General features: G+C 54.1%; 9 protein-coding genes. 7 read left to right on the forward strand and 2 right to left on the reverse strand.

Going from position 1 to position 14280, the window contains the following annotated elements:
* Positions 1–117: 117 nt before the first annotated feature.
* Entirely contained in the window at positions 118–1542 is a 1425-nt protein-coding gene (locus tag ABID47_RS23765) for a S41 family peptidase (protein WP_076174778.1), read from the forward strand.
* A 66-nt stretch (positions 1543–1608) separates the two neighbouring features.
* Positions 1609–2931 carry a PDZ domain-containing protein gene (locus tag ABID47_RS23770; protein WP_435530660.1) on the forward strand — a complete coding sequence of 441 codons (1323 nt, stop codon included), beginning with the start codon at positions 1609–1611 and terminating at the stop codon, positions 2929–2931.
* 101 nt (positions 2932–3032) lie between these two features.
* On the opposite strand, the gene ABID47_RS23775 is transcribed toward ABID47_RS23770, so the two are convergent.
* Together ABID47_RS23775 and ABID47_RS23780 are read right to left on the reverse strand one after the other, a co-directional pair.
* On the reverse strand, positions 3033–3830 hold the full coding sequence (locus ABID47_RS23775; protein ID WP_116233521.1) for an OmpA/MotB family protein: 798 nt from the start codon (positions 3828–3830) through the stop codon (positions 3033–3035).
* A complete protein-coding gene (locus tag ABID47_RS23780; RefSeq protein WP_076174523.1) occupies positions 3814–4611 on the reverse strand; it encodes a flagellar motor protein in 798 nt (265 codons plus the stop codon). Before ABID47_RS23780 ends, ABID47_RS23775 begins: the two co-directional genes overlap by 17 nt.
* A 173-nt stretch (positions 4612–4784) precedes the next feature.
* On the opposite strand from ABID47_RS23780, the gene uvrB reads away from it, so the two are divergent.
* The 5 genes from uvrB to ABID47_RS23805 all read left to right on the forward strand — a co-directional run bounded on the left by uvrB (position 4785) and on the right by ABID47_RS23805 (position 13945).
* Positions 4785–6776 carry an excinuclease ABC subunit UvrB gene (gene uvrB, locus ABID47_RS23785; RefSeq protein WP_116233523.1) on the forward strand — a complete coding sequence of 664 codons (1992 nt, stop codon included), beginning with the start codon at positions 4785–4787 and terminating at the stop codon, positions 6774–6776.
* Positions 6777–6876: 100 nt separating this feature from the next.
* A complete protein-coding gene (gene uvrA, locus ABID47_RS23790) occupies positions 6877–9738 on the forward strand; it encodes an excinuclease ABC subunit UvrA (protein ID WP_354500367.1) in 2862 nt (953 codons plus the stop codon).
* 641 nt (positions 9739–10379) lie between these two features.
* Positions 10380–10589, forward strand: coding sequence for a hypothetical protein (locus ABID47_RS23795; protein ID WP_076174517.1), 210 nt, complete (start codon positions 10380–10382; stop codon positions 10587–10589).
* Positions 10590–10826: 237 nt separating this feature from the next.
* On the forward strand, positions 10827–11981 hold the full coding sequence (locus tag ABID47_RS23800; protein WP_354500369.1) for a S1C family serine protease: 1155 nt from the start codon (positions 10827–10829) through the stop codon (positions 11979–11981).
* On the forward strand, positions 11981–13945 hold the full coding sequence (locus ABID47_RS23805) for a copper amine oxidase N-terminal domain-containing protein (protein ID WP_354500371.1): 1965 nt from the start codon (positions 11981–11983) through the stop codon (positions 13943–13945). The genes ABID47_RS23800 and ABID47_RS23805 overlap by 1 nt, the downstream gene beginning before the upstream one ends.
* The last annotated feature ends 335 nt before the right edge of the window (positions 13946–14280 follow it).

A 14280-nucleotide genomic window follows, 5' to 3' on the forward strand; every position in this document is an offset into this window, starting at 1 on the left:
CAAGCCGAACATATACTAGGATGGTTAAGTCTGGTCATAAGAGGTTCGGCCGGAAAATAAAAGGCGGTGAAACTTACTTTGAAGAAACGTACGGTCGCATTGTTGGTCGTCGTAGGTATGCTGTTGGGAAGCGTACTGACCCTCGTGTTAACAAGCGCAAGCTTTGCGAATCAGGCCTCGACGGGCCAGGGCGTGCTAGCGAGCGTGGTCAGCGGCGGCTTGAAGCAGGATGAAGCGAAGAAAATCGGTACGGCTCTGGATCTCATCCAAGGCAATTATTACGAGGATGTGGACCGGAGCAAGCTGGTGGACGGTGCCATCAACGGCATGATGGAATCGCTGGAAGATCCGTACTCGACTTATATGGGTAAGCAAACGGCACAGGAATTTGAGGAGAGCATCGAGGGCTCGTTCAGCGGCATCGGTGCCGAAGTGTCCTCGGAAGACGGCAATGTCGTCATCGTGTCTCCGATCAAGGGATCGCCTGCGGAAAAGGCAGGACTCCGCGCCAAGGATATCATCCTGACGGTGAACGGAGAATCGCTGAGCGGGCTTGAGCTGAACGATGCGGTATCGAAAATCCGCGGTCCGAAAGGCAGCGAGGCGAAGCTGACGGTCCGCCGCAGCGGCGTATCGACGCCGCTTCAGTACACTATCGTGCGCGACGATGTCGATCTGGAGACCGTCAATGCCCACATGGAACCGGGTAAGGTAGGCGTGATTGAAATTACCCAGTTCTCTCTGAACACGGGCGATCGCTTCAAGGAAGAGTTGGCGAAGCTCGAGAGCGAAGGCATGAAGGGCCTCGTCATCGATGTCCGGAACAATCCCGGCGGCGTGCTGTCCGTCGTGATCGATATCGCCGAGCAATTCGTGCCGAAAGGCAAGCTGATCGTTCAGGTTGAAGACAAGAACAAGAAGCGCGAGAAGAGCGAGTCCAAGGGAACGGGCAAAGACTATCCGGTCGCCCTCCTGATGAACAAGGGAAGCGCCAGCGCATCCGAAATTCTGGCAGGTGCCTTGCAGCAATCGGCCGGAGCGAAGCTGATCGGTGAAAACTCCTTTGGTAAAGGAACCGTACAGACGAGCTTCGACAAGCAAATGGGCGACGGCAGCCTGCTCAAGATTACGATCGCGAAATGGCTGACGCCAAACGGCAGCTGGATCCACAAGAAGGGGATCAAGCCTGACATTGCGGTGGATCAGCCGGATTACTTCTCGGTGGCTCCGATCAACAAGGACAAATCGCTGGAATACAACATGAATAACACTGACGTGAAGAGTGCGCAGATCATGCTGGACGGACTTGGCTTCAAGCCTGGACGCAAAGACGGATTCTTCGATGAGAAAACCGTGGCGGCCGTCAAGTCGTTCCAAAGCAGCGCGAAGCTGAGCGCGAACGGTGTCATTGACGCGAAGACGGCGGAAGCACTCGAGAACGCGCTGATCGAGCACATCCGGGATCCGAAATACGATAATCAATTGAACCGCGGGATCGACGAGGTGCGGAAGGAAATTGCCGCTGCCGCGTCGAATCGTTAAGAAGGCTGATCTTTAGCCTTCTTTTTTTCTTGCGTCTGATGTCTGTCCTGGATATGCGTAAATGTCATGGTAAAGGAGCGTGGTGACGGATTGGATGTCGCATTGGAACTGCTGTGGAAGTTGGGGGATGCTTTGTTACAGCTGCTGACGCAGCCGTTTTATTATATTTCGATCATTTTGATGGCGCTGGTATACCGCAGGCAGGTGCTGCTGGAGAGAAAGCTGTTCTCCGTCCGGCTGCACAGCTGGGGGCTGCAGACATGGCGGACCTTTTGGGGCGGACTGCTGGCCGGGATCGGCGTCTCGGTGGCCGCAGCGTTTTTGGGAATTTCGCTGACCACGGAAGCGGTCATTTGCATTTGGGTGGTAGCCATCGTGCTGCTGCTGTTCCGGGTAAGGTATTTATGCTTTGCTTACGCCATTGGGATCTTGGGCGTGATTCAGTTTGTGATGGGGCTGTTTTCCTGGAGTCCGGACGGGTTCCTGAAAACGGTGAAGGATACGGTAGCGGGTCTGGATATTCCTGCCCTGCTTGCCTTGGTAGCCGTGCTGCACTTGGCTGAGGCGCTGCTTATCCGCCTGCAGGGAGCGTCGTTTGCTAATCCGCTCTTTATTGAAGGGAAGCGAGGCAAGCTCGTTGGAGGCTATCAGATGCAGGTGTTCTGGCCGATTCCTCTGTTTCTGCTGATTCCAGGAGCCTCGGATACCGTTCTACCTTGGACGCCTTTATTTGGCGGAGACGGATGGAGCGGCGGCTTCAGCATGATGGCGCTGCCGGTGGTGATCGGCTTCAGCGAAATGACGCAGAGCCTGCTTCCGCAGGTGAAGGCCGATCGGACGTTCAAACGCCTCCTTATCTATGGTGTCGTACTGCTGGCTTTCAGCATCCTGTCGGCTTGGTGGAGCCCGCTGGCGCTTGTGGCGGCCTTGATCGCCTTTGTGCTTCATGAAGGGCTGGCCTGGTACAGCCGGTATGAGGAGCAGCACCGGAGTCCGGTGTTTGTCCATCCTGCGCAGGGGCTGAAGGTGCTGGCCGTCATTCCCAGGAGCCCTGCCGAAGAGCTGGGCATTGCGGCCGGCGAATCGATTATGAAGGTGAACGGCATAGCGATCCGGTCCAAAGAGCAGCTGCATCTGGCGATCCGTAAAAACCCGGCCTTCTGCAAGCTGGAAGTGCAAAACCTGCAGGGTGAAGTCAAGTTCCTGCAGCGGGCGATCTACGACGGGGATCATCACCAACTTGGCGTTATCCTGGCTCCGGACCCGGATGCCGGTGTGGCACTGGTGCTGAAGCCGGTCAATCTGTTTCAGCTGATCGGTATGAAAATTCATGCCCGCAGCAAGTCGTCCACCCCTGCATCGCATGATGCGCGGGAAGCCGACATGTAAGGTAAGAACGCAAAAAGCGTGGGAGCTTCAGAGCTTCCACGCTTTTTTTGTCTTATGAAAGGGCCAATCGGTGTTTTACCGGCGAAGCAGGAGGTTACGAATTATTCCTGAAGCTGGCGGAGGACGATGATCTCCACCCGGCGGTTTTTCTGCCTTCCGGCTTCGGTGCCATTATCCCCGACAGGACGCGTATCTCCGTATCCGGCGTACTGGAATTCGTCCGGGTTCAGATGCTTTTGGTCAAGGAAAAACCGCAGGACCGACAGCGCCCGTGCTCCGGAGAGCTCCCAATTGTCTTTGTAATTCGAAGCGTGTACGATCGGCAGATTGTCGGTGTGACCCTCGATGCTGATCACCGTGCTCAGGTTTTTGAACAGGCTGGCGAGCTTGTCCAGCACCGGTGCCGAGCCGGGCTTTAGGTCCGCTTTGCCGACATCGAACATAAATTGGTCGCTCAGCGTAATGGAGATGCCTTGAGGCTCGTCCGCTACAAATATCTGGTCCTCCAGCCGGTTATCCTTCACATACTGCGAAATGACCTGCATCAGGTTCTGGAGCTCCTGCTCCTGCTTGCGGAAGGCAAGCTCCCGTTCGGTCAGTTCCTGAGAGCCGCTGTTCTGCGGTTTTTTGGCCGTGTCGGGATTTCGATGCGTATTTTTGTCCGCCTGGCCGGTGATGCCGGATCCCTTCTCGAGGATCGAATCTCCGCTTTTGAACGTATGCTGCAGGGATTGTGTAATCGCTTCGTACTTCTCAACGTCCAGCCGGCTCATCGCGAACATCATCACGAAAAAGATCAGGAGCAGCGTGATCAGGTCCGCATAAGTGATCAGCCACCGGTCCCGGCCGCCGTCTCCTTCGCTTTTCCTCCGGCCTTGGCGTCTATTCCGCTGTCTCATCGATGAATTCCTCCTTCACGGCAGGGGCATGATAGCTGTCCACCGGTGTGAAGGAAACGAGCTTTTTACGCACCATGTTGGGGTGCTCGCCGTTCTGAATCGCCAGAATGCCCTGCATCAAAAGTTCCAATTGCTGAATTTCATCGGCGCTGCGGGACTTAATTTTCGACGCAATGGGTAAAAAGATAATATTGGCGCTTGCCACGCCGTATAACGTAGCGGTAAAAGCAACCGCGATCGACGGCCCGAGATCGGTTGGCTCGGACAAGCTGCCGAGGACATGGATCAGCCCCATAACGGTGCCGATGATACCCATGGTCGGGGCGTAGCCGCCTGCGGACTCGAATATTTTGGCGTAGTTTTCATGCTTTTGCTCTACAGCGTCCATTTCGAGCTCCATAATCTGTTTGATCTGGGATTCTTCCGTTCCGTCGACGACCAGCTGAATGCCTTCGCGAAGGAACGAGTTGTGATGGTCCATAGCCATTCTTTCAAGGGAGAGCACTCCGTTGCGTCGGGCCGCCGTGGCCATGCCAACCAAGTCTTCGATCAGCTGGTTCGTATCCTCGGCCGGTTTGCTGAAGGCAAAGCGCAGCGCTTTGGGAATCGTCTTGAGCCGGTGAAGCGGGTAACTGACAACGACAGCGGCAATAGTTCCCCCGAATACGATCAGGGCGGCCGCTGCCTGCATTAATCCATTAATCTGACCTCCTTCCCATAAAAAGCCACCTACCAGCGCGGCAAGTCCCGCCAGGATGCCCAGTATTGTTGTGATTTCCATGTTGTGCTATCACTCCTGTTCATGAGTTAGGGTTTGCATACGGCACTTGATCAGAGTATAATAGACGGGAACAAATATTCTTATTTCAACAATGATTTCCTATAGCTTATATCGGGAAATCTCGACATATAGTTTAGAATATCTATTTTAGATGATAAGGGTGATGTTGGGCAATGAGCGATATTGTCGTCAGTACCAAGACGTTTGAGCTTGAGTCGGAATACACACCGCAGGGCGACCAGCCGAAGGCCATTACCGAGCTGGTGGAAGGCCTGAAGCAGGGGAAGAAGCATCAGACGCTGCTCGGTGCGACCGGTACCGGCAAGACCTTTACCATTGCGCAGACCATCGCCAAGGTGCAGCGGCCGACGCTGGTCATCGCGCATAACAAGACGCTTGCCGCCCAGCTGGCGAGCGAATTCAAGGAGTTTTTTCCGAACAACTCCGTCGATTACTTTGTGAGTTACTATGATTACTATCAGCCGGAAGCGTACATCCCTTCTTCGGATACGTATATTGAGAAAGATTCGAGCATCAACGAGGAGATCGATAAGCTGCGCCACTCCGCGACCAGCTCGCTGTTCGAGCGGCGGGACGTTATTATCGTGGCGAGCGTCTCGTGTATTTACGGCTTGGGTTCGCCGATGGAATACTCCAGCATGCTGCTGTCGCTGCGCGTAGGTATGGAGAAGCCGCGCAATCAGATTTTGTCGCGCCTGGTGGACATCCAATACCAGCGCAACGACATCAACTTCGTGCGTGGGACGTTCCGTGTTCGCGGCGACGTCATTGAGATTTTCCCGGCTTCCAAGGGGGAACAGGCGATCCGCGTGGAGCTGTTCGGGGACGAGATCGAACGGATTACGGAGATCGACGTCCTGACCGGTGAGCTGATCGGTGAACGCGATCATATCGCGATTTTCCCGGCGTCTCACTTCGTAACGAAGGAAGAGACGATGCGTGTGGCGCTGGTTAATATTGAGCGGGAGCTGGAAGAGCGGCTCGAGGAGCTTCGCTCCCAAGGCAAGCTGCTCGAGGCTCAGCGCCTGGAGCAGCGCACGCGCTACGACATCGAGATGATGAAGGAAGTCGGCTTCTGCTCGGGGATTGAGAACTATTCCGGACCGTTAACGTTTCGGGAACGGGGAGCAACCCCATATACGCTGCTGGACTATTTTCCGGATGATATGCTGATCGTCGTCGACGAGTCCCATGTGACGCTGCCGCAGATCCGCGCGATGTACAACGGCGACCGGGCGCGCAAGACGGTGCTGGTGGAACACGGATTCCGTCTGCCGTCGGCGCTGGACAACCGCCCGTTGACGTTCGAAGAGTTCGAAAGTAAAGTGAATCAAATTATCTACGTGTCAGCGACGCCGGGACCGTACGAGATCGAACACTGCGATACGATGGTCGAGCAGATCATTCGTCCGACGGGACTGCTGGATCCGGTGATCGAAGTCCGGCCGACCGAAGGGCAGATTGACGATTTGATCGGAGAGATCCGGGAGCGGATCGACCGCGACGAGCGGGTGCTCGTGACGACGCTGACCAAGAAGATGGCCGAGGATTTGACCGACTATCTGAAGGAGATCGGAATCAAGGTCAGGTACCTGCATTCCGATATCAAGACGCTGGAGCGGATGGCGATTTTACGTGACCTGCGTCTGGGTACGTTCCATGTGCTGATCGGGATCAACCTGCTGAGAGAGGGACTTGACCTGCCTGAGGTATCTTTGGTTGCGATCCTGGATGCCGACAAGGAAGGCTTCCTCCGCTCGGAGCGGTCGCTCATTCAGACGATCGGCCGCGCGGCCCGGAACTCTGAGGGCTTTGTTCTGATGTATGGCGACAAAATTACGGAGTCGATGGACAAAGCGATCAAAGAAACCCAGCGCCGCCGCACCATGCAGATTGCCTATAACGAGCAGCACGGGATCACGCCGCAGACGATCCGCAAGAAGGTGCGGGACGTCATCGAGGCGACGAAGGTGGCCGAGTCGAAGGCAGAGTATTTGACCGGCACCGGAGGCAAGATGTCGAAGAAGGAGCGCCAGTCGGTGATTCAGCGTCTGGAAGCGGAAATGAAGGATGCCGCGAAGAACCTGCAGTTCGAGCGCGCCGCCGAGCTGCGTGACGCCCTGCTGGAACTGAAGGCGGAATAAACAAGAACATGGATAAGATAAGGGAACGGCCGCTTGTACTGGTCGTTCTCTTTGTGGATAAATCCCATAAATAGATCCTTTCAAAGGAGATGAGCGACCATTGGCCAGCGAGAATATCGTCATTAAGGGTGCAAGGGCCCACAATTTGAAAAATATAGATATCACGATTCCCCGTGATAAATTTGTTGTTTTAACCGGACTGAGCGGTTCGGGCAAATCTTCCCTGGCGTTTGACACGATTTATGCGGAAGGGCAGCGCCGTTATGTGGAGTCACTGTCCGCGTACGCGCGGCAGTTTTTGGGGCAGATGGAGAAGCCGGACGTCGACTCGATCGACGGGCTGTCTCCGGCCATATCGATTGACCAGAAGACGACCAGCCGCAACCCGCGCTCTACCGTCGGAACGGTAACCGAGATTTACGATTACCTGCGGCTTCTGTTTGCCCGTGTGGGCCATCCCCACTGTCCGGAGCACGGCATTGAAATCACGTCCCAGACCGTGGAACAGATGGTCGACCGGATTATGCAGTATCCGGAGAAGACGCGTCTGCAGCTGCTGGCACCGATGATTTCCGGCCGGAAGGGCGAGCACAAGTCTTTGTTTACCGACGTGGCCAAGCAGGGTTTCGTGCGCGTCCGGGTAGACGGCGAGCTTCGCGATCTTTCCGAAAATATCGAACTGGAGAAAAACAAGAAGCACTCGATCGAGGTCGTTGTCGACCGGATCGTCGTTAAGGAAGGTGTGGAGGCGCGCCTGGCGGACTCCATCGAGACGGCGCTGAAGCTGTCCGGCGGCCAGCTGCTGGTCGATATTATGGGCCAGGAAGAGCTGCGCTTCAGCTCCAATTTCGCCTGCCCGATCTGCGGATTCAGCATTGAGGAGCTGTCCCCGCGGATGTTCTCGTTTAACAGTCCGTTCGGGGCCTGTCCGGAATGCGATGGACTTGGCGTGAAGATGATCGTCGACCCTGAGCTGCTGATTCCGGACCGGGAGAAATCGATCGATGACGGCGCTTTTCTGGCGTGGACAGGCAGTACGTCCAACTATTATCCGCAATTTTTGAAATCGGTATGTGAGCATTACAACATTCCTCAGAATGTTCCGGTCAGCCAGCTGAAGGAAGAAGACATGAACAAGCTGCTGTATGGAACGGGGAACCAGAAGGTCCGCTTCCGTTACGAAAATGACTTCGGACAGCGGAAAGAAGCGTTTGTGGTGTTTGAGGGCGTCATTCCCAACCTGGAGCGCCGCTACCGTGAAACGGCTTCCGAGGGCATCCGTGAGTTTATCGAAAACTTCATGAGTGCGAAGCCGTGCGAAGTCTGCAAGGGTCACCGTTTGAAGAAAGAAGTGCTTGCCGTAACCGTTAACGACTACAACATGGCGCATGTGACGAGCCTGTCCATCGGCGAAGCGATGAAGCTGTTTGATCATCTCGAGCTGTCCGAGAAGGAACGCTCGATTGCGAACTTGATCTTGAAGGAAATTAACGCGCGCCTCGGATTCCTCGTGAATGTCGGGCTCGATTACCTGACGCTGAGCCGGGCCGCGGGCACACTCTCCGGGGGAGAGGCCCAGCGGATCCGCCTGGCTACGCAGATTGGCTCCAGCCTGATGGGCGTGCTCTACATTCTCGATGAGCCGAGCATCGGTCTGCACCAGCGGGACAACGATCGATTGATTTCAACGCTGGAGCATATGCGGGACATCGGCAATACGCTCATCGTCGTAGAGCATGACGAGGACACCATGATGGCCGCCGACTATATCATCGATATCGGTCCGGGTGCGGGTATTCACGGCGGCCGTGTCATCGCTCAAGGCACACCGGAGGAAATCATGAAGGATCCGAATTCCTTGACCGGCCAATACCTGAGCGGACGCAAGTTCATCCCGGTCAATACGGAACGTCGTAAGCCAGATAACCGCTGGCTGGAGATCCGCGGAGCGAAAGAGAACAACCTGAAGAACATCAATGCCAAAATTCCTGTGGGTGTCTTCACAGCAGTAACAGGGGTTTCCGGTTCAGGCAAATCGACGCTCGTGAATGAGATCCTGTACAAAACGCTTGCCAGGGAGCTCAACAAGGCGGTCAAGGTCAGACCCGGCCAGCACAAGGAAATCCGCGGGCTCGAGCATCTGGAGAAGGTCATCGACATCGACCAGTCGCCGATCGGCCGCACGCCGCGTTCCAATCCGGCAACCTACACCGGCGTGTTCGATGATATCCGTGACATTTACGCACAGACGAACGAGGCCAAAATCCGCGGTTATAAAAAGGGACGCTTCAGCTTTAACGTGAAGGGCGGACGATGCGAAGCCTGCCGCGGGGACGGCATCATCAAGATCGAGATGCACTTCCTGCCGGACGTCTACGTGCCGTGCGAAGTCTGCAAAGGCAAACGCTATAACCGGGAAACGCTGGAGGTTAAGTATAAGGAAAAGAGCATTGCCGACGTGCTTGAAATGACGGTAGAGGACGCTACGGAGTTTTTCAAAAACATTCCGAAGATCCACCGCAAGCTGCAGACGCTGCTCGACGTGGGCCTAGGCTATGTCACCTTGGGACAACCAGCCACGACGCTGTCAGGCGGTGAGGCGCAGCGTGTGAAGCTGGCCTCCGAGCTGTACCGGCGCAGCACTGGCAAGACACTCTACATTCTGGATGAGCCGACGACCGGTCTGCATGTCGACGATATCGACCGTCTGCTGAACGTGCTTCACCGTCTGGTCGATTCCGGGGAATCCGTGCTCGTCATTGAGCACAACCTGGACGTCATCAAAACGGCCGATCACATTATCGACCTGGGGCCTGAAGGCGGCAGCGGCGGCGGAACGATTATTGCCTCCGGTACACCGGAGCAAATCGTGAAGGTCGAGCAGTCGTACACAGGCAAGTACTTGAAGCCGGTCCTGGAGCGCGACACGGCGCGCAGCGAAGCTTTGAAGGTAACGAGCTAAGTTAATCCCGGTGACGAAATTAGCGTAGGTTCTGGTCTGGAATAGAACCATAACGCGAAATCAGCATATGAGGAATATAGGTTCAGATCATGTCTCCATTCCGCCATGAGGCGGGGAGGCATGATCTTTTTGTAATGAAGAAGGTATATGTTCTGGAGATTCTGTGTAAGTTGAACCAAAGAATACGATGTAAGCAAGGGAGTAAAATATTCCGAAGAAGCGAAGCGGTCGCATTTGGCTTTCGGATTTCTACCTTCTGTGGGTTCAATACAATCAAGAAATCCGAAAACAAGAGGGATCGCAGGGACATTTTACGTAGTTGCCCATCATCCATTTCAATTTATACCGTAAGAAATTTTCGCCTTCCCGATATCCATAGTCACAGAGTTGGATGAAGGGCAGTTCCGGAAATAAGCGCCATTTTTCATAAATTGAAGTCAACCGGGGTAATAATATTAAGGATTAGGTTTCTACACATGCGCATGGTAATTGATCGGAGGCAACGAGCCTCGATTACCAGAAAAAGGCGATTTTATGACAATTTCAATTTTTTACATCCGAAGTCTTGCATCTCATCGCCCAGAACGATAACATGTAGAGAGATATGTAAATTGAGCGAAGCCACAAGAGGAGGTCCAACCATGTTGCTTGCAGAAGCTGCTGCATCGGCTGCATCCAAATTCAATACGTTTGACGTATTCATGATCCTGTTTACGATTTTGATCCTGATCGGGATTATCCGTCTGGTGAAGCAACCGGTTAAGAACAAATTTGCAATCGGATTCAGCGTGATTTGCTTGCTGGTCTTTTTAGCGTCCGACTTTGCTATGATCCAGAACTGGATGAGCTAATCGGATACAACTCCAACGAAATTGCGACGAATGAAGACACCTTTCGCTAACCGGCGGACAAGGGGTCTTTTTTTGTTTAAGCCATTGGGATTCTGGCTGTGGAAATTTCCTATTAAATATAGGGCTTCCAGCAATTGTACACACCCGGTTTGTGTGATACATTGAGGCTATGATTCAGGGGAAAGGATAGACTCCGGAGATCTGCAGATCAAGATAAAGATAAGGTCAGGTGAGGGAATGAAACCGACGGGGAAAAAGTGGGTCATTACGCTGCTCAGCACGATCGTGCTCGTCAGCGGAAGTGCGGCGGCCGAGGCACAGAGCACAGGCAAAACGGCCACAGCGGCATCCAAGGCGGGACAAGCTGCGCAGAAGGCAAAAACAGCAGCATCAAGCGCATCTACAGCAAAAAAGGCCAACGCCCAGGTGGCAGCGGATCCGGTCCCGCAAATCGTCAAAGACATATCGCCTTCGGTTGTAGGGATTATCGGCCGCTCGACAGATACGACGCTGACGGGAGGCGCGACCAACCGCTACAATTTGGCGCACGGTACAGGAGTCATCGTGAAGTCCAACGGTTGGATTGTTACCAACGCGCATGTGGTGAACGGACTGGAAGGTACGCTGGTCGTCACATCCGACGGCAAATCGTATAACATTGTGGATTCATACATAGACGAAACAAGTGATATTGCCTTAATTAAAATCAATGCCAAATCTTTAGTGCCAGCGGTCTTCGCCAAGTCCGCACAAACTGCGCAGGTAGGGGAGAAGGTCATTGCGATCGGTACGCCGATCTCTTTTTCCCTGCGCAATTCAGCGACGGTGGGCGTTGTCAGCGGTCTGAACCGGGGCGTGAATGCTTTTTACCGGCTGATCCAAAGCGATACGGCAATTAACCCGGGCAACAGCGGGGGGCCGCTCGTTAATATGCGGGGCGAAATTATCGGGATCAACAGCCTGAAGTTCGCAGCCGTCGGCGTGGAAAATATGGGCTTTTCCATCCCTTCGGATACGGTGCAGTACGTGATGGGACAACTGTTCAAGTATGGGGAAGTGAAGCGCCCAAGCCTCGGATTCAACATGGAAGAGAGCTGGTCTGCCATTGTCGGACTGCCGACGGACGATCCGTTAACCGTAACGAAGGTCTTTTCGGATCAGGCCAAAAAAGCCGGCATTCAGGAAGACGATGTGCTCTACAGCATTAACGGCAAGCGGGTGACCTCGGTCGTGGACATCAACGAAATGTTCAAATCCTTTTTACCGGGGCAAACGGTTAAGCTGCTTATGCAGAGCGGCGGGGATATCGTGGAGCGGAAGCTGGTTCTGTCGCAGGCGGGCGCCGATGGCGATGCCTACAATGACGAGAGCGAACCGGGAGAGGAATTTTAATGGGGAAGAAGGGACAGTCACGGATGAAGGGAAGCGCATTGCGTAACATCGGATCGGCGGCACTGGCCGGCATCATCATGCTGGCAGCCGCATTGCCCGCGTGGGCGGACAGCAGCTCGGACAAGCTGACATTGCAGCTCAAGACGGGAAGCACCGCGGCGGTGATTAACGGGCAGACCGTACAAATTTTGAAGCCGTTCAAGAAAAATGGAACCGTGATGGTTCCGCTGGGCGTGTTCAGCAAAGCGTTCGGCAGCGAAGTGAAACTGGAAAAAAACAATGTGGTCAAAATCGGATACGGCCCTCATCAGATCAGCTTAACGATCGACAGCCATCTGGCCTGGGTGGACGGACGTAAAGTGAAGCTGGAGGCTGCCCCGTCCATGATGAACGGCACCCTGATGGTTCCGCTTCGTGTGGTGGCGCAAGGCATCGGAGCGCAAATGAATACAGGGTCGGCGGGGGAATGGGTGATTAGCCTGAAACCTTCGGAGGATGAGGCCAGTCCGCAGGAGCCGGGGATCGATTCGGATGTAGGCAAGACGAAGATCGGCAACAGCTACTACGGCTGGACGATAAATTATCCGAGCGGCCTGATCGTCGGCAGCGGCGATGAGACCGAGAGTATTGCGTCTTTTAACGATGCAGAGGAAAAGTACTACATTGAAGTCCACGCTTCCGATGAGGATGCGGATCTAAGCACCGATGATTTGCTGGATCGGCTGGTGGAGGACGCCAAAAAAGGCGGCGAGATGGTAGTGGACCGGGAGACCTTCCCGAAAGCCAAGGTGCCGTATGCCCGTATTGTGACCAAGGACGGGGACGGAACCTTCTGGGAGTGCCGGATGTATTCGAGCCATAATCGTCTGTACGAGCTGTATTTTGCTGATCTGCAGGCGTCCAACTACAAGGACCTGAATAAATATGCCGGGCTGCTGAACTCTTTTGATACGAGCTTTAATCCGGCGGACAAAACCGTGAAGGATCTGTCGACTGTCAAAAACGGCATGCGCGGCGTGTATAACGAGGATTACGGCATTGCTTTAGACATCCCGGCCGACTGGAGCATGGACAATGCGGACATGTATTATGAAAGCAAGGACGGCAGCTACTTGAAGCTGAACGTGTCCACTGGACCCAAAGGCGACTCGCTCGTCCAGTGGGGCGGACAGATGAAGAAATGGCTGGAAGAGTCCTTCGTCAAAACTTCGTATGAGGTCGTCAACACTTATCCGCTGGAGGTATCCGGGGAACAGGCGCTGGTGAACGAAGCCAGATATAACTACGGTGACGGCTGGATCCGTGAATATGAAGTGATGATTTTGAAGGACGGCTACCGCTATTATGTGGAATATGCAGCTCCGGAAGACCAGCCGGCGGATGTGGCTAAGTTCAAGGATTTAATGAACGGGATCAACATTGATTTTACCGTCGTACCGGAATCCTTCGGGAGTATGGAAGAGAACACGTTCCTGATCGATAAATCCAAGAGAACGACCAAAACGTCCAAAACCTATCAGTACCAAATTCGTATTCCGCAGTACTGGAGCGCGAATCGCGACCAGTTTGAGCTGTCGCCGGTGGAGTATCAGTTCGTGGGCGGACGCATGATGATCACGGCCGAGAAGGATAGCTCCTTTGAAGAGGCTGTAAGCCAACTGAAGGCGTTCTACAATGAAGCCGTGAAGTACCAGAAAGATCTGAAGCTGGAAAAGGTAGAGAACACGACCTTTGCTGGCGAGCCGGCTGTCGTCTTTTCCATCCATCAGGTGAAGGACGGCATTCCGTACAGCGCGCGCCAAATCGTCGTTCAGCATAACGGCACGGTGTACACGCTGTCCGCGTCCCTGAATGACGCCAACGCCACGGATATTCAGAAGAAGACGCTGGATGAGACACTGAATTCTTTTACGTTTACGAAAAAAGATGAAGTCAAAACTACCGCGGCAGCCGGACAGAGCTGACCGGCGGACGTTAGATAGCTGCTGCCAAATAAGAGCAGTAGATAATATGTTGATCAGGAACCGGGATAGCCGAAGGCTGTTCCGGTTTTTGGTGTGGCTGGTGGGATCTGAGATGCAATAGAGGGTGATGGCTTTAGTTGTGAGGGCGGTCTGGGTCGTCATAGATGATCTGATGGCTTAAAGCTGTGCCGGGCGTCTGCGGTAACGTCTTAGAGGTGCTTTGGTTTTGCTGCATATGGAGTTTTTCACATCATTTAAGGCACGCTGGTCCATTCACCTGGTTTGCACCCTACCAAACGCGGATAACCTGATAGTATGTAATGCGAAAATTCTGC

The organism is Paenibacillus favisporus (assembly GCF_040545415.1).
Lineage (GTDB): Bacteria > Bacillota > Bacilli > Paenibacillales > Paenibacillaceae > Paenibacillus_AQ > Paenibacillus_AQ favisporus.